The organism is Streptomyces xylophagus, from assembly GCF_000716435.1.
Classification (GTDB): domain Bacteria; phylum Actinomycetota; class Actinomycetes; order Streptomycetales; family Streptomycetaceae; genus Streptomyces; species Streptomyces xylophagus.
In genome coordinates this window covers 15,328-31,834 of record NZ_JNWO01000040.1, presented here as the reverse complement: position 1 = coordinate 31,834, position 16,507 = coordinate 15,328, and the positions used below count along the sequence as shown (strand labels likewise).

Genomic DNA, 16,507 nt, shown 5'->3' with positions numbered 1-16,507 from the left:
GGCGGGGTCAGGCCGGGCGTCGGGCACGCGCGTGTGCGTCCCCGGTTTCCCCCGCCCGCTCGCGCGCGTACAGCGCTGCCGCCACGACCGTGCGGGACTGATGCTCCACTTGGTGTTCCAAGGGCACCCAGCGGGCGCGGAAGCGCTCCGCGAAGGCGTCGCTCCAGGACGCGACGAGGTGTTCGAGCAGAGGTGCCGCGCGGTCGTCGGTCTCCCGCAGGACCCGCAGCAGCATCGCCGCCGCCCGTAACGGCAGCCGGCGCCCGAACGCGTCCACGCTGCCGACGTACGCCATCGTGGTGTCGGCCGGCGGGGTGTGCATCCAGTCCGCGGCCAGGCCGGGCACCAGTTCCAGCGCCCACTGGGCGGCCCGCAGCAGCGGCCCGTCGACGCCCTGGAGCCGCGGCAGCGCCTCGGCGAGCACCCGCTCCACCTCCCGCGTGTCCCGCAGCAGCCGGCGCGCAAGCCGCCGTATCGCCGCCGCCGGTGCCGGATGCGGTGCCGGGTCGTCCACCAGGTCGCTCGCCCACATCGGCACCTCCACGACCGCGGTCAGACCGCCGTACCGGTGGGCGTGGTACCAGGTGCTGTGCCGTGCGTCGTCCGGCATGCTCGGGTACGCCGCGTCCGAACCGGGCGCCGGCATCACATGCACCCCGGGTCCGGAAGCGGGCCAGCCCGCCGCGTCCGAGGCGCCTGTCTCCACCGGGATGTGCAGCTCCGCCGCCGACTTGGCGAACGGTTCGGCGAGCCCCGGTATGTCCTTCGTCAACTGCACCCAGCTGCCGCCCAGATCGGTGCCGTGGAGGGTCACCTGGAGGTAGGGCCGCACCTCGTCGATCACCCGGGTCAGCGCGCGCGTCTCGGGCGGCAGGCGGTCCGGCGGCAGTACGGAGGGCGACCACTCCGGCTGTTCGGGACCGGCCGGGCGGAAGAAGCCGAGGTGGTAGTCGAACAGGCTGCGCGGCGCCGGCGTGACATGCAGGCTCGCCCCGTCCGGGTCGGCGCAGAGCAGAAAGTGCCAGGAGGTGTCCGACCTCAACTCCCGCTCACGGACGACCCGTTCGGCGAGCGCGAGGAGTGTGGAACCGCCCGTCGGCTCGTTGGCATGGGCGCCCGCCACCACCAGTACGGCCCGCTGCGCGTGCCCCACGGACAGCAGCTGGAGTGGTCTGCCCGCGCGGGAGACGCCCACCTGCCTCAGCGTGCACAGGGCTGGCCGGTGAGCGGCCAACGCCCTTGCGGACGAGACCAGTTCGGTCACACTGGGGTATCGCAACTCCGGCAGGAGACTCACCCCCGACTAGTCAGCCCCGGCTTCGCAATCGCAGTACTTCATGGGCTCTGTGAACTGTCAAGAAGACCGTGGGGGAGGCTACCGGGGGCGCCCAGGTGCATTTACCGGCAGCCGGTAAGGGAGTTGGTGCCAGCAGGGGGCCTGGGTTTCCAGGGGGTTTCGTGGGCGCTGACGTTGACTGCCGGTGACGTCGACTTCGTGCACACGCGCGTGCCCCTGCACCCAGGACATCGACGTCGCCGCTCGCCACCGCACGCCGACCGTCCTGCACACGCCCCGGGCCCGTACGCGGGTGCGAGCCGGTGGCCGCGACGGCTCCACGGCGTGCGGCGGTCCGCGTACGCCGTAGCACCGCGCGATGCCGCCGTCACCCGTACGGCCGTACGAGGGCTGCGGTCCGCGCGGTGCGGTGGTCGGCTGGGGGGCATCCGCGTGTGCGCATGGCGCGGACGACCGGCCGCGCCTCCACGGTGCGTGGCGGAGCGACGACCACGGGAGCGGACGGCGGTGCTGTGTCTCACGGACGTGCTCGTCACGCGGACCGCGGGCACCCCGGCCCGTCCACCGGGTCCACCGAGTCTGCGGACGGCCGTACGGGACCCGTATCCGCTCTACCGCACCCTCCGCACCCACTACCCCCTCGTCCACGACGAGCCGTTCGGCGCCTGGCTCGTCAGCCGCTACGGCGATGTCCGCGCCGCGCTCACCGACCCGCGACTCGTCGCCCTGCCCGGTGACGGGCCACCCGAAGCGGGTCGGCTCCTCGACCGGGCGCTGCGCGGGCCCGCGCTGGCCGCCCTGACCGCCGCCGTCGAACGCAGCGCCTATGTCCTCGCCCGCCGGCTGGCCGCCCGTGAAGAGGCCGACCTGGTGGCCGAGTTCTGCGACTGGCTGCCCACCGCCACGGCCGTGGCAGCGCTCGGGCTGCCGTACGAGGAGACCGCGCGCGTGCACCATTGGTGCCGTACGGGACTCGGCCACTCCAGGGGCGGTCGTTCCGAACTGGGTGCTTTTCTCCGGCCGTTGACCGCCCGGCGGCGCGCGCATCCCGGTGGTGACCTGTTGTCCGTCCTGTGCACCGCGCGGACCGACGACGGACCGCTGCCGGACGAGACCGTCACCAGGCTGGTGGGCGCGTTGCTCGGCGCGGCCGGTGAGACCACCGCGCGGGCGCTCGCCTCGTTCCTCGCCAACCTCCTTGATCATCCACGCCAGTTGGAGGTGCTCCGCACCCGCCCCGACCTCACGTCCGGCGCCTGGGCGGAGTCCCTGCGCCGCGATCCGCCGCTGCACGTCGTGCTGCGCCGGGCCGTCGAACCCGTCGGTGCGATACCCGCCGGAGCCACCGTCGCCTGCCTCTTCGGCGCCGCCGGCCGCGACCCGGACCGCTTCACCGACCCCGACCGCTACGACGCCTTCCGCCCCGACCCCGGCCCGCTCGCCCCCGACACCGGCCCCGGGGCCCTGCTCGCCCGCCTCACGGCCGAACACGGCCTACGAGCACTCCTGACCGCCCTCCCGGGCCTGCGCCGCGCACCGGGCGCCCGACACGTGCCCGACGACCTGGTCCGCCGTTCGCCCCGGACCCTCCCGGTGCGCATCTAGCCGGAGACCTCCAGCAGCGCCACCGGTGACACCGCGAAAAGTTCCTCCACGCGTGCGTGCCCCGTGAACTCCCGCTCCGGAGCCAGCACATCGACCCACCGCCCCGGAGGCAGCGGGAGAACCGTGTCGCGCCAGCCGCCCGCCTCCGCGAGCCGCGAGGACAGCCGGGTCACGGCCGTGACCGCGGCCCCCGAGCGTGCGAACGCCACGCAGTGCCCCGCCGCCGGGCCCTCCGCCGGCAGCGGGGTGTACGTCGCCGCGTCGCCGAAGGCCTCGGGGCGTCGGGCACGCAGCCGCAGCGCGGCGGCCGTCAGCGCGCCCTTGTCGCCAGGGTTCGGGGGCGGGAACAGTACGGGGCGGCGGTTGTCGGGGTCGACCAGGGCCAGGTACTCGGACTCCGTGCCCTGGTAGAGGTCCGGTACGCCCGGCATCGTCAGGTGGAGCAGGGCGGCGCCCAGCACGTTCGCCCGGATGTGCTGCTCCAGTGCCGCGCGGAGGGCGGTCACGTGCTCGCCCGGCGCCCCGCACGGGCCCGCCGCGACGAACGCCGCCACCGCCTCCTCGTACGGCGGCTCCTGCTCCGTCCAGCTCGTGTACAGGCCGGCCTCGCGCACATGCTTCAACAGGGCCTCCTGGACACGCTCCGCGTCCGCAGGACCGAGGCCGAACACCGTCTGCCAGGCCGCCCACGCCAGCTGCGCGTCCGGCACGCCCTCGCCGCTGCGGGTCACCTCGGCCAGCACGTCCGCCCAGCGCTCCGGCACCTCGGTGAGCACCGCCAGCGCGGCCCGTACGTCGGCACTGCGCTTGGTGTCGTGGGTCGACAGGACGGTGCCCATCGCGGGCCAGTCGCGCTGCACGCGCGCGCAGTACGCGTGGAAGTCCTCCGGGGACACGGCCGGATCGCCCGGGTTCCCGCCCACCTCGGTCGCCGACAGCAGTGGCACATAGCGGTAGAAGGCCGTGTCCTCCACGGACTTGGCCCGCAGCGCGGACGCGGTCTGCGCGAACCGGGTCCGCAACTCGACCTGCTCGGGCCCGTCCCCGTACCGCCCCAGCAGCAGATCCCGTACGACATCGACGGCGCCCGCCTCCTCCGCGACGACGAACGCCTGCCGGGCCTCGGCCGCCGCCTCCTCGGTGACGACGGCGGCGGTGTCGCCCGAGGTGTACGGCCGGTAGACCTCCATGCGGACCAGGAACTCCCGCAGCGCGGTCCGCAGCGCCCAGGGGGCCCGGTCGCGCAGCGCCGGGTCCGGGGATGTGGCACACACCTGACTTGCCACCCGGGTCAGCCGGTCCGTCTCGGTGGCCAGCTCGTGCGTGAGCACCTTGTACGCCGCCCGCCGTACCGTCGCCTCCCAGTGCCCGCCCCGGTCGGTCTGCGGCGCCGCGAACCTCCGGTACTGGCCCAGGAGTTCACCGGCACCCGCAGGGTCCGTGAACAGCCCGTCGACGTGCCGCAGGGCGTCGTAACCGGTGGTGCCCGCGACGGGCCAGGACGCCGGCAGGTGCTCCCCGTCCGCGAGGATCTTCTCGACGACCGTCCAGCGGCCCCCGGTCGCCTCGTGCAGCCGCCGGAGGTAGTCGTCGGGGTCGGCGAGGCCGTCGGGGTGGTCGACGCGCAGCCCGTCGACGACGCCCTCGCGCAGCAGTTGCAGCATCTTGGCGTGCGTGGCGTCGAAGACCTCCGGGTCCTCGACGCGCACCCCGATCAGCTCCGAGATGCTGAAGAAACGCCGGTAGTTGAGCTCGGTGCGGGCCAGCCGCCACCACACGGGGCGGTACCACTGCGCGTCCAGGAGCCGCGGCAGCGGCAGCTCCCCGGTGCCCGCACGCAGCGGGAACACATGGTCGTAGTAGCGCAGGACGTCCCCGTCGACCTCCAGATGGTCGATCTCCCCGCCGACCGGGCCGCCCAGCACCGGCAGCAGCAACTGCCCGCCCTGGGCGTCCCAGTCGATGTCGAACCAGCGCGCGTACGGCGACTTGGGGCCTTCCCGGAGCACCTCCCACAGGGCGTGGTTGTGGCGCGGGGCCATGGCCATGTGGTTCGGCACGATGTCCACCACCAGACCGAGACCGTGCTCCCGCGCGGTGCGCGCGAAGGCCCGCAGGCCGTCCTCGCCGCCGAGTTCGCCCCGTACGCGCGCGTGGTCCACGACGTCGTAGCCGTGCGTCGAACCGGGCACCGATTCGAGGACGGGGGACAGGTGCAGGTGCGAGACGCCGAGCGACGCCAGGTACGGCACGGCCGCCGCGGCCGCCGCGAACGGGAACTCGGGCTGCAGCTGCAGCCGGTAGGTGGCCGTGGGCACTGCCGGGTCGGGTCGCTCAGGTGTCATGCAGACCTACGTACCCGCCCGGCCGTCTTTCGTGTCATCGACCCCCGCATTCGGTCCGCCGACCGGCCGACCGGGTCTCCGCGCCTCCTTCTAGGTCGGCCGTTGCAGCACCGTCATGCTGCGGTCCACCAGGGTCAGCCGGTCCCCGGCCTTCACCTTCGCGCCCGTGCCTGACGGGACCCCTTCGGGGCGGCCCGTGTCGACGATCACTTCCCACTGGCGGCCGTGGTTGACCGGTACGACGAAATCCAGCGTCTCCGGGGAGGCGTTGAACATCATCAGGAAGGAGTCGTCGGCGATGCGCTCCCCGCGCGGGCCGGGCTCCGAGATGGCGTTGCCGTTCAGGAACACCGACAGCGCGGAGGCCTGCGCCGAGTCCCAGTCCCGTTGCGTCATCTCCTTGCCCTCCGGGGTGAACCAGGCGATGTCCGACAACTCGTCGTGGGTGCCCTCCACGGGCCGCCCGTGGAAGAAGCGCCGGCGCCGGAACACGGGATGCTCCTTGCGCAGCCACACCAACGCGCGCGTGAAGGCCGGCAACTCCGACGACTGGTCGTCGCCCTCGGGCCACTTCACCCAGGCCAGCTCGCTGTCCTGGCAGTACGCGTTGTTGTTGCCCCTCTGGGTGCGCGCGAACTCATCCCCGTGGCTGACCATCGGCACACCCTGGGACAGCATCAGCGTGGCGACGAAGTTGCGCATCTGGCGTGCGCGCAGCTCCAGCACGGCCGGGTCGTCGGTGTCGCCCTCGGCACCGCAGTTCCAGGACCGGTTGTGGCTCTCGCCGTCCCGGTTGTCCTCGCCGTTGGCCTGGTTGTACTTGTCGTTGTACGACACCAGGTCGTTGAGCGTGAACCCGTCGTGGCAGGTCACGAAGTTGATGGAGGCCAGGGGACGACGGCCGTCGTCCTGGTAGAGGTCGGACGAGCCGGTCAGCCGGGACGCGAACTCCGCGAGCGCGCGCCCCTCGCCCCGCCACAGGTCCCGCACGGTGTCGCGGTACTTGCCGTTCCACTCGGTCCACAGCGGCGGGAAGTTGCCCACCTGGTAGCCGCCCTCGCCGACGTCCCAGGGCTCCGCGATCAGCTTCACCTGGGAGACCACCGGGTCCTGCTGCACGAGGTCGAAGAACGACGACAGCCGGTCCACCTCGTGGAACTGCCGTGCCAGGGTGGCCGCGAGGTCGAAGCGGAAGCCGTCGACATGCATCTCGGTGACCCAGTAGCGCAGCGAGTCCATGATCAGCTGGAGCACGTGCGGGGACCGCATGAGCAGTGAATTGCCCGTCCCCGTGGTGTCCATGTAGTAGCGGGGGTCCTCCGCCAGCCGGTAGTAGGAGGGGTTGTCGAGGCCCCTGAAGGACAGCGTCGGCCCCAGGTGGTTGCCCTCGGCGGTGTGGTTGTAGACGACGTCCAGGATGACCTCGATGCCGGCCTCGTGCAGCGCGCGCACCGCCGACTTGAACTCCAGGACCTGCTGGCCGCGGTCGCCCCAGGAGGCGTACGCGTTGTGCGGGGAGAAGAAGCCGATCGTGTTGTAGCCCCAGTAGTTGTTCAGGCCCATGTCGACCAGCCGGTGGTCGTTCACGAACTGGTGCACCGGCATCAGCTCAAGGGCCGTCACCCCCAGCTTCACCAGGTGCTCGATCACGGCCGGGTGCGCGAGCGCCGCGTACGTGCCGCGCAGCTCCTCCGGCAGCCCCGGGTGCTGCATGGTCAGACCCTTGACGTGGGCTTCGTAGAGCACCGTCTCGTGGTAGCCGTGCCGGGGCAGCCGGTCGTCGCCCCAGTCGAAGTACGGGTTGACCACGACCGACGACATCGTGTGCGGGGCCGAGTCAAGGTCGTTGCGCTTGTCGGGGGCGTCGAAGTGGTAGCCGTACACCTCCTCGCCCCAGGCGATCGATCCGCTGACCGCCTTCGCGTACGGGTCGAGCAGCAGCTTCGCGGAGTTGCAGCGCTGGCCGCGCTCGGGGGCGTACGGGCCGTGTGCGCGGAAGCCGTAGCGCTGTCCGGGCATGATGCCGGGCACGTACGCGTGCCGCACGAACGCGTCGCTCTCCCGCAGTTCCACCGCCGTCTCCGAGCCGTCGTCGTGCAGCAGACAGAGCTCTACTCGGTCCGCGGCCTCCGTGAAGACCGCGAAGTTGGTCCCGGCGCCGTCGTACGTGGCACCGAGTGGATATGCCTCTCCAGGCCAGACCTGCATGGTCACGACTCTCTCAGCCGGGCCCCGCTGCCGGGGCGCCTTGCTCCTGAGTCTCCCCGAAAGTGAGGGAACCACCTATGACTTACATCCCTCTTACCAAATGACCAGTGGATACGACGTATGCCGTATGCCGAACCAAGTGGGACAGACACCACTCCCAGCGATCCAGGGGGAAGGATCCAGGGGGAGTAGGGGGAAAAGTGCGGAAGACAGTGCACCGCCACCTGGGCAAGGTGGTGGCGGGTGCGGCCATAGCGGTGGCCGGGACCGCCGTGATGGTCGCCGTCACCCTGCCGGGCACGGCGGGGGCCGACGAGTCGGGAGGCACCGGCAAGGCGGCCGGGTCCGCCCAGCAGGCGGCGGACGGGCAGGGCGCGGCACCCGGAGTGGTGCAACAGGCCCCGGCCGAGGGCGAGAAGGGCAAGGGCCGCGACCCGCTCACCGACGACGAGACCAAGCGCGTCGAGCAGCTCGCGGTGAACCAGCAGTTCCTCAACTCCAGCGAGAACGTGGACGGAAAGCGCGGCCCGCAGCGCCTCGACGTCGAACTCGCCGACCCGAACCCCGACGAGCTGGACAACCCGAACGCGCCGCGGCGCGCGGACGTGACGTTCTACGACTACAAGGACGACACGGTCGTCACCAAGACCGTCAACCTCGACACCGGCAAGGTCGAGCAGACCGGCACGCAGCACGGAGTGCAGCCGCCGGCGAGCCATGCCGAGGACGTCGAGGCGGCCGAGCTGCTGCTCGCGGACCCGCTGGGCGCGGGCCTGAAGGCGGACTACAAGGACGCCACCGGCAACGAACTCACCTCGCCGGACCAGCTGTTGCTGACGGCCATGATCTACAAGGCCACTCCCGGGGCGCAGTCCGGCGTCCTCGACCAGTGCGGCGAGCACCGGTGCGTGCGGCTGTTCCCGAAGGTCAAGAACGGGCCGTGGATCGACGCCCGTGACTTCGTCATCGACCTGAGCGCCCGCAAGGTCGGCAAGCTCACCGGCTGAGCCGGTTGAACCGAAAGCGCCGCACCGACTTCTCCGTCCACTTTCCCAACTTGCTTCTCCTGTAAGGGAGTCACTTCTTCATGCGCGTCAACAGAATCAGCCGTGCCCGCAGGCGGGGGGCCGTGGGCCTCGCCGTGGCCGCCCTGGCCGCCGGCGCCACCGCGGGCGCGGGACCGGCCGTCGCCCAGCCGAAGGCCGCGCCGAGCGCCGCCGCCCCCGGCTGCAGCGCCGCCTACACCATCGAGCAGAAGCTCTCCACCGGCACCACCTGGCGGATGTGCTGGCACTACGAGCGCGAGGCCGGCCTCGTCCTGGAGAACATCTCCTACCAGCCGCCCGGCGAGGCCGCGCCCATCAAGGTGCTCGCCGACGCGAAGCTCGCCCAGATCCATGTGCCGTACGACGACGGCAAGAACGAGTACAGCGACCTCACGCAGTACGGCTTCGGCACGGGCCTGATGAACATGGCGCCCGGCGAGTGCCCCGGCGGCACCATCAAGACCGTCAAGGTCCCCGACGCCATCGACCCGGCCCACCCGAACGTCAAGGGCCTCTGTACGACGACCCGTTCACGCGGCCACGCCTTCCGCATGCAGGGCGACAGCGCCAACAAGGTCTTCCAGACCCAGGGCAAGGACTTCCTCGTCTACACGGTCAACCAGGTCGGCTGGTACGAGTACATCACCGAGTGGCGCTTCCAGGACGACGGCACCATCAACATGAACGTCGGTGCCACCGGCAGCCTTTCGCCCTACGACTACGACGCGGGCGACGGCCGCGGCTGGCCGCTCGGCAAGGGCGCCACGGCGTACGCCACGAGCCACCAGCACGACGTCTTCTGGAAGTTGGACTTCGCCCTCGACGGCTCCTCCAAGGGCCGCGTCGAGCAGTACGACTCGGCGGTCACCACGCACGGCGCCAACACCCCTACGAACAAGACCACGTTGACCAAGGTCACCAAGGAACTCGCGGGCGACGCCAAGAACATGCGCTGGTGGCGCATCGTCAGCGCGACCGGCAAGAACAAGGACAACCACGCCCGGTCCTACGAGATAGTCCCCGGCCCCACCACCAAGTACCCGGGCCGCAGCTTCACCCAGCACGACGTGTACTTCACCCAGTACAACAAGTGCGAGCAGTTCGCCAGCGACAACCTGCCCAACTGCGGTGCGGGGCACCCGAAGCAGGTCGACAAGTGGGTCAACGGACAGACCCTCACGCAGCCCGTGGTCTGGGTGAATGTCGGCTTCCACCACATCGCCCGCGACGAGGACCAGCAGCCGATGCCGGTCCACTGGCAGGGATTCTCCATCGCCCCGCGTGACGTCACCGCTATGAATCCGCTCACTCCGCCCGCCCTCGCGAACCAGAACGGCAATGTGAACGGCGGAAGTTGAGAAACGACCCTGTCCATCCGGCTGCACCGCCGACCGGTCCCGGAGTACCCTTCCTTGATCGTTGAGACTGGGGAGAGCTCGGGGGAGCGGAAGGCGGTGCACGGGTGGGCTCGGGAGGGCTGGAGTTGCCCCCTGGTGACGAGGGTCACGAGGGGAACTCCGCAGAAGTCCCGCCCGGCGCGGTGTCCCTGGCACGTCCGATGGACGCGGCTGGTTCCATCGGTCCGGAGCTGGACTGGGACGCCGACGCCTGGCGCGAGGTGCGTACGCGCGCCCAGCGAGCCGGCCGCGCCTACATCTGGCTGAACCTGGTCGAACAGCGGCTGCGCGCCGTCGTAGCGGCCGTACTGCGTCCCATCTACGAACCCGTCCACGGCGACGAGTGGGTGGTCGCCGCGGCCGGTCCTGCCGGTCAGGAGTGGGTGCAGCGCGCGGTCGCCGTACGCGAAGTCAGCCGCCGCAAGGGCTACTTGCTCGACCCGGCCGACGACAACGTCCTCAGTTTCCTGACCCTGCCGCAGCTGCGCGAGCTGATGGTGCAGCATTGGCCCTGCTTCGAGCCGTACTTCGACGAGCGCCGGGACGTCGAACTCGCCCTGGACGAGCTGGAAGTGACCCGCAACGTCGTCTCCCGCAACCGCGCCCTGTCCGAGGCCGTCCTCAACCAGGCCGAGCGGGCCTCCGCGAAACTCCTGGAGACCCTCGGCGCAGGCAGCGACGTGCCCTCGGCACGCCGGCTGCCCGTCGACGCGGTCGAGGAGCTGATCGGCGACCGGTTCGCGGACGTGGTCGCCGTACACCCCGACCGGGTGCGGCTGATGCGGCAGTTCCCGGCCGAGGACATCTTCGGCGGGGCCCGCCGCGTCGACGCCATCGGCATCGGCCTCAACCTGCTCGTGCAGAACTTCTCCGGCCGCCGCCTGGTCCGCCTCGCCGAGTCGGGCTGCCGAGTGCGACTGCTGTTCCTCAACCCCGCCTCCAGCGCGGTCAAGCGCCGCGAGCGTGAACTCGGCATCAAGCGGGGCGAGTTGAGCCGCGCTGTCGAAATGAACATCCTGCACATGCGCCGGGTGCGGTCCAGGCTGCGCGACCCGGGGGCCTTCGAGATCCAGGTCTTCGACGAGACACCCCGCTTCACGGCGTACCTCGTCGACGGCGACGGCTCGGACGGCATAGCCGTCGTGCAGTCCTATCTGCGCCGCACCCGCGGCATGGAGGCGCCGGTGCTGGTGCTGCGGAACGGAAGCCGGCTCGTGAAGTCGGACGAAATGGATGACAGCGCACTTTTCCCCACCTATCGCGACGAGTTCGAGCAGATGTGGGCGGATTCGCGACCGGTGTCCTGACCTGTCCGGGGCCGGTCCGGCGTAAGCGGAACGCGGTCCTCGGATTGTCAGTGGCTCATGCGATCGTGGAGACCACTGGGGGAAAGCACCACCGAGAAGGGGGGCCGTCATGGCCTGGCACCAGGAGCTGCTCATCGGCTTCGACCTGGAGACGACGGGGACCGAGCCGCGCGAGGCGCGCATCGTCACGGGCGCGGTCATCGAGGTCAAGGGCGGACGGTCGATAGGCCGCCGGGAGTGGCTGGCGGACCCGGGCGTGGAGATCCCGGCGGACGCCGTCGCCGTCCACGGCATCACGAACGAGCGGGCCACCGCCGAGGGCCGCCCGGCCGACCAGGTCGCCGACGCGATCGCGGACGTCCTAGTGACGTACTGGAAGACGGGCGTCCCCGTAGTCGCTTACAACGCGGCCTTCGACTTGACTCTGCTCTCCGCCGAACTGCGCCGACACGGGCTGCCGTCCCTGCGCGACCGCCTCGGCGGCACCGACCCGGCCCCGGTCATCGACCCGTACACGATCGACCGCTCCGTCGACCGCTACCGCCGCGGCAAGCGCAACCTCGAAGCGGTCTGCCAGGAGTACGGCGTGGTCCTCGACTCCGCCCACGACGCCTCGGCCGACGCCCTCGCCGCGGCCCGCCTGGCCGGCGCGATAGCCGACCGCCACCCCAAGGTCGCCGCCCTCGGCCCGGCCGAGCTGCACCGCCGCCAGATCGAGTGGTACGCGGAATGGGCCGCCGACTTCCAGAGCTTCCTCCGCCGCAAGGGCGACCAGGACGCGGTGGTGGACGGCACGTGGCCGCTGCGGGAGCTGGAAGACGAGCCGGTCTGAAGCGCCCCAAAGGGGCGCGGGGAACTGCGCGACCAGCCACACACGACCGTCAGTCGCCCGAATACCTGTCGGCCCCAATCAATAGGCGCTCAGAACGGAAACCACCGCACCGTCTCGTCCCCGTCCCGCAAAGACCCCACCCGCCGTTCGAACTCGACCAGCGCCTCCGGGTTGCTCGGCGCATGCTGGGCGACCCAGGCGCAACTGGCCGTCTCCCGGGCGCCACGCAACACCGAACAGCCGTCCCACTCCCGCACATCCCACCCGTACGCCTCCGTGAACGAGTCGTACGCCCGGGCCGGAAAGGCATAGCGATCGCGGGACAGAGCCATCACCACCAGGTCGTGCTCACGCAGGTCCGCGGAGAAGGTCTCCAGATCGACGAGCACCGGCCCGTCCGGCCCGACGTGCACATTGCGGGGCAGTGCGTCGCCGTGGATCGGGCCCGGCGGCAGATGGGGCGTGAGCGCGGCGGCGGCAGCCGCGAAGCCGTCCCGGCGCTCACGCAGATACGCCGCGTCCGCCGGGTCGATCGCGTCGCCCGCGAGCCGCAGCCAGCGCTCCACACCGCCCAGCAGCTCGCGGGGCGGGAGGTCGAAGGGGGGAGAGGGGAGCGCGTGGACCACCCGTAGCAGTTCGGCCAAATCCCGGGCATCGGCCGGGCGTACGGAATCGGCCAGCCGGTGCCACACGGTCACCGGATGCCCCTCGACCAGACGCGGCTTCGGGTCGGCGGCCCGCACCGCAGGCACGCCCGCCTCGGCCAGCCATACCGCGACATCCAGCTCGCGCCGGGCACGGTCGAGGAGTTCGGCGTCGCGGCCCACCTTGACGACCAGGTCACCGGCGGCGAACACCGCGTTCTCGCCGAGGGCGAGGAGCCGTGCGTCCCGTGCCGGGCCGGGCAGCACGTCCGCCGCGGCCAGTACGTCCCGGGCCCGTGCCTCGTCCATCGTCCGCCTCCGTGTGGTTCCTGTGCGTGTGCGTACGGCGTCGGGTTCCCGCCATCCGACGGCCAGTGTCGCATTCGCACAGGTGGGACGGCATGCGCGGTGCCTTGACGAGGCACGAGGCGTTCACGACCATGACGGGGCCCGACCGGGTCGCGCAAAGGGGCTGATTCCATGACATCGGTGACGGGGGTATCGGTGACGGAGATGCGGAGGCCGCCGAGCCGCGCGCCGGGCCGGGACCGGCAGCGACGCGGCTCCGACCACGCGGCCTGGTTCCTGGTCCTACCCGCGCTGATCCCGATCCTCGTGCTCAGCGTCGGCCCCCTCCTCTACGGCGTCCTGCTGGCCTTCACCGACTCCCAGTCGGGCCGCACCGCGCCCACGCAGTGGATCGGCGGTCTCAACTTCCGGGATCTGCTGCACGACACGCTGTTCTGGGAGTCGTTCCGCATCGGCCTGGTGTGGGCGGTCGGGGTGACCGTCCCGCAGTTCCTGCTCGCTCTCGGCCTCGCCCTGCTGCTCAACCAGGACCTGCGGTTGCGCTGGCTCGCCCGGGCGCTGGCGATCGTCCCGTGGGCGATGCCCGAGGTCGTCGTCGGCATCATGTGGCGCATCGTCTACAACCCGGACGCGGGCATCCTCAACGAGACCCTGCACGACCTCGGCCTCGGGAACGGCCGCGACTGGCTCAGCAGCCTCACGACCGCCCTGCCCGCCGTGATCGTCGTCGGCGTCTGGGCCGGCATGCCCCAGACGACGGTCGCCCTGCTCGCCGGACTGCAGAACACCCCGCGCGAACTGCACGAGGCGGCGGCGGTCGACGGCGCGGGCGCCTGGCGCCGCTTCCGCACGGTCACCTGGCCCGCCCTCAGACCGGTGGCGCTGGCGATCACCGCGCTCAACCTGATCTGGAACTTCAACTCGTTCGCGCTGGTCTACGTCCTGACCAACGGTGGACCCGGCGGCCGCACCCGGCTGCCCATGCTCTTCGCCTACGAAGAGGCCTTCCGCTACGGGCAGTTCGGCTACGCGGCGGCGATGGGATGCGTGATGGTCGCGGTGATCTCGGTGCTCCTCGCCGTCTTCCTCGTAGGCCGACTTCGGGGAGGAGACGACTCGTGAGGACCAGCAGCACATCGGGCATGAGGACAAGCACCGGAGCCCGCGCCGGACAGTACGCCGCGCTGCTCGCGTATCTCGTCTTCCTCGCCTTCCCCCTCCTCTGGCTGATCTCCACCGCCTTCAAGTCCCCACGCGAGCTGGGCAGTCTGCACCCCACCTGGATCCCCCGGCACCCCACCCTCGCCAACTTCCGCCAGGCCTTCGACGAACAGCCGCTGCTGCACGCCGCGTTGAACTCCCTGCTCGCGGCACTTGGGGCCGCGCTGATCGCGGTGGTGATCGCGACCCCGATGGCGTGGGTCATGGCCCGGCGCCGCACACTGCTCGCACGGGCCGCGACCGGGTGGGTGGTCGTCAGCCAGGCGTTCCCGTTCGTGCTGGTGATCATCCCGCTGTTCCTGGTGCTGAAGAACCTCCGGCTGATCGACTCCCTGGCCGGGTTGGTGCTGGTCTACGTGGTGTGGTCGCTGCCGTTCGCACTGTGGATGCTGGTCGGGTATGTACGGGCGGTACCACCGGAGTTGGAGGAGGCGGCGGCGGTAGACGGCGCCGGAAAGCTCCGCACACTCGTATCGGTGACGGCACCGCTGCTCGCTCCGGGAATCGTGGCAACGGCACTGTTCGCGTTCGTCACCGCGTGGAACGAGTTCTTCTTCGCGCTGGTCCTGCTCAAGACCCCCGACAAACAGACCCTCCCGGTCGTCCTCACCCACTTCATCGGCGCGGAGGGCGTCGCCGACCTCGGCCCGCTGGCCGCCGCCGCGTTCCTCGCGACCTTGCCCTCTCTCATCGTCTTCGCGCTGATCCAACGCCGCATCACTGGCGGCATGTTGACCGGGGCGGTGAAGAGCTGATGCGCCCCCGATGGATCATCACCCTCGCCCTGACCCTGCTTCTCGCGGGTTGTACGGGCGGCGGCGGAAACGGCTCGGCGAACGGCCGGATCACGCTCCGCTTCCAATCCCTGGCCTGGCAGGACGAGTCCGTCACCGCCAACAAGGAGCTGGTGAAGGAGTGGAACGCGACCCACCCGGACATCAAGGTCGAGTACGTACAGGGCAGTTGGGACAGCGTCCACGACCAGCTCCTCACCTCCTTCGAGGGCGGCGAGGCACCGGACATCATCCACGACGCCTCCGACGACCTCGCGGACTTCGCCTACGGCGGCTACCTCGCCGACCTCCGGGACCTGTTGCCCGCCCGGCTCAAGTCCGACATCCCGCAACGGAGTTGGGCTACGACGACCTTCGGGGACGGGATCTACGGCGTGCCGTTCCTCCAGGAACCGAGGGTGCTGATCGCCAACGCGACCTGGCTGAAGAAGGCGGACGTCCGCATTCCAACCCCTGAACACCCCTGGAGCTGGCCGGAGTTCAGAGCCATCACCCGACAGCTGAGCGGCGACGGCAAGTACGGCGTGGCCTGGCCCCTCAAGGAGCCGGTGTCCGCCACGCTCAACCTCTCGCTGTCGGCGGGCGGCGAACTGTTCCACCGGGGTGCCGACGGCAAGGTGACGGTCCGCTTCGACAAGGCCGACCAGGTCGTCCCCCGCACGATCCACGACCAGGTGGACGTGGACCACAGCGCCTCGCCCACGACCCTGGGCAGCGGCGGTTCGGACACGCTCCCCGGTTTCTTCGGCGGCAAGTACGCGATGATCCCGCTCGGCTTCTCCTACCGCCAGCAGATCGTGCAGCAAGCGTCGAAGGGCTTCGCCTGGCAGGTGCTGCCCGCCCCGGCTGGCGCCGACGGTCTGGCCCAGGGCGTCAGCCCGCAGACCCTGTCCATCGCGGAGGACAGCCCGCACAAGAAGCAGGCCGCAGAGTTCCTCGACTTCCTCCTCCAGCCTAAGAACATGGTCCGGCTGGCCCTGGGCGACTGGATGCTCCCCACCGGCACGCAGGCCCTCCAGAACCCGGCCCTGCACACCACGAAGGACGACTGGGCAACAGGCACGGCACTCGCCGACGACCTGGCCTCAGCACCCGCACAGTCGGTACGCGGCTACCCCGAATGGAAGGACAAGGTGGCCACCCCGGCGTTCCAGGAGTACTACAGCGGCGCAATCACCCTGACCGACCTACGCCAACGCCTGCAGAAGGACGGCAACTTGGTCCTGGCGAGATACCAACGCTGACGAGGTGATGCCCCTTCTTTTAGGGGCGCGGGGAACTGCGCGACAAGCCACAACGCACCCGCACCCGCCAAACAACCGCACCACCCTCCCCGGATGGCGCCTCCCAGCACGAAATCCCGTTGCCCCACCCCACGCGAACCACCTAGCGTTCCCCACATGTCAGCCGCGAACGCGATCACGAACTCCGGTCTAGGCCGGAGCTGCACGTATGCGATCCGCAGCCGCCGCAGCCCCGGTGCCCTGACCGGCCCGGGCGCA

General features: G+C 70.8%; 12 protein-coding genes. 8 read left to right on the top strand and 4 right to left on the bottom strand.

All coding sequences use genetic code 11. From position 1 onward, the window contains the following. Positions 1-7: 7 nt before the first annotated feature. Positions 8-1,297 (bottom strand): M14 family zinc carboxypeptidase, encoded by a 1,290-nt coding sequence (locus OO70_RS46635; protein ID WP_051742304.1) that lies wholly within the window; start codon positions 1,295-1,297, stop codon positions 8-10. A 507-nt stretch (positions 1,298-1,804) separates the two neighbouring features. Between OO70_RS46635 and OO70_RS46630 the strand changes: the two genes are divergently transcribed. Continuing rightward, on the top strand, positions 1,805-2,902 hold the full coding sequence (locus OO70_RS46630; RefSeq protein WP_043686484.1) for a cytochrome P450: 1,098 nt from the start codon (positions 1,805-1,807) through the stop codon (positions 2,900-2,902). Here the strand turns inward: OO70_RS46630 and treY are convergent. Together treY and glgX are read right to left on the bottom strand one after the other, a co-directional pair. Then, complete coding sequence (treY, locus tag OO70_RS46625) at positions 2,899-5,247, bottom strand: malto-oligosyltrehalose synthase (protein ID WP_043686481.1); 2,349 nt, start codon at positions 5,245-5,247, stop codon at positions 2,899-2,901. The two genes, OO70_RS46630 and treY, sit on opposite strands and share 4 nt — an antisense overlap. A gap of 90 nt (positions 5,248-5,337) precedes the next feature. Then, entirely contained in the window at positions 5,338-7,455 is a 2,118-nt protein-coding gene (gene glgX, locus OO70_RS46620; protein WP_043686546.1) for a glycogen debranching protein GlgX, read from the bottom strand. Between the two features lie 200 nt (positions 7,456-7,655). Here glgX and OO70_RS46615 point away from each other — a divergent pair, with 200 nt between their 5' ends. From OO70_RS46615 to OO70_RS46600, 4 genes are all read left to right on the top strand, one after another. Further along, complete coding sequence (locus OO70_RS46615; RefSeq protein WP_043686480.1) at positions 7,656-8,462, top strand: hypothetical protein; 807 nt, start codon at positions 7,656-7,658, stop codon at positions 8,460-8,462. Positions 8,463-8,542: 80 nt separating this feature from the next. Further along, complete coding sequence (locus OO70_RS46610) at positions 8,543-9,859, top strand: copper amine oxidase (protein ID WP_043686478.1); 1,317 nt, start codon at positions 8,543-8,545, stop codon at positions 9,857-9,859. Positions 9,860-9,963: 104 nt separating this feature from the next. Then, on the top strand, positions 9,964-11,205 hold the full coding sequence (locus tag OO70_RS46605) for an SAV2148 family HEPN domain-containing protein (RefSeq protein ID WP_043686476.1): 1,242 nt from the start codon (positions 9,964-9,966) through the stop codon (positions 11,203-11,205). A gap of 109 nt (positions 11,206-11,314) precedes the next feature. Next, complete coding sequence (locus OO70_RS46600; RefSeq protein WP_043686474.1) at positions 11,315-12,037, top strand: 3'-5' exonuclease; 723 nt, start codon at positions 11,315-11,317, stop codon at positions 12,035-12,037. A gap of 89 nt (positions 12,038-12,126) precedes the next feature. Here the strand turns inward: OO70_RS46600 and OO70_RS46595 are convergent, their stop codons facing one another. Beyond that, positions 12,127-12,990, bottom strand: a complete 864-nt coding sequence (locus tag OO70_RS46595) for a phosphotransferase enzyme family protein (RefSeq protein ID WP_043686472.1) — start codon at positions 12,988-12,990, stop codon at positions 12,127-12,129. 204 nt (positions 12,991-13,194) lie between these two features. On the opposite strand from OO70_RS46595, the gene OO70_RS46590 reads away from it, so the two are divergent. The 3 genes from OO70_RS46590 to OO70_RS46580 are packed head-to-tail and all read left to right on the top strand — an operon-like array spanning position 13,195 to position 16,249. Beyond that, on the top strand, positions 13,195-14,112 hold the full coding sequence (locus OO70_RS46590) for a carbohydrate ABC transporter permease (protein WP_043686469.1): 918 nt from the start codon (positions 13,195-13,197) through the stop codon (positions 14,110-14,112). Between the two features lie 20 nt (positions 14,113-14,132). Then, the gene (locus OO70_RS46585) at positions 14,133-14,966 is read left to right on the top strand and encodes a carbohydrate ABC transporter permease (RefSeq protein WP_043686466.1); all 834 of its coding nucleotides are present in this window, start codon (positions 14,133-14,135) and stop codon (positions 14,964-14,966) included. Beyond that, positions 14,966-16,249: an ABC transporter substrate-binding protein gene (locus OO70_RS46580; protein ID WP_043686464.1), complete on the top strand. Its 1,284-nt coding sequence runs from the start codon at positions 14,966-14,968 to the stop codon at positions 16,247-16,249. Before OO70_RS46585 ends, OO70_RS46580 begins: the two co-directional genes overlap by 1 nt. The last annotated feature ends 258 nt before the right edge of the window (positions 16,250-16,507 follow it).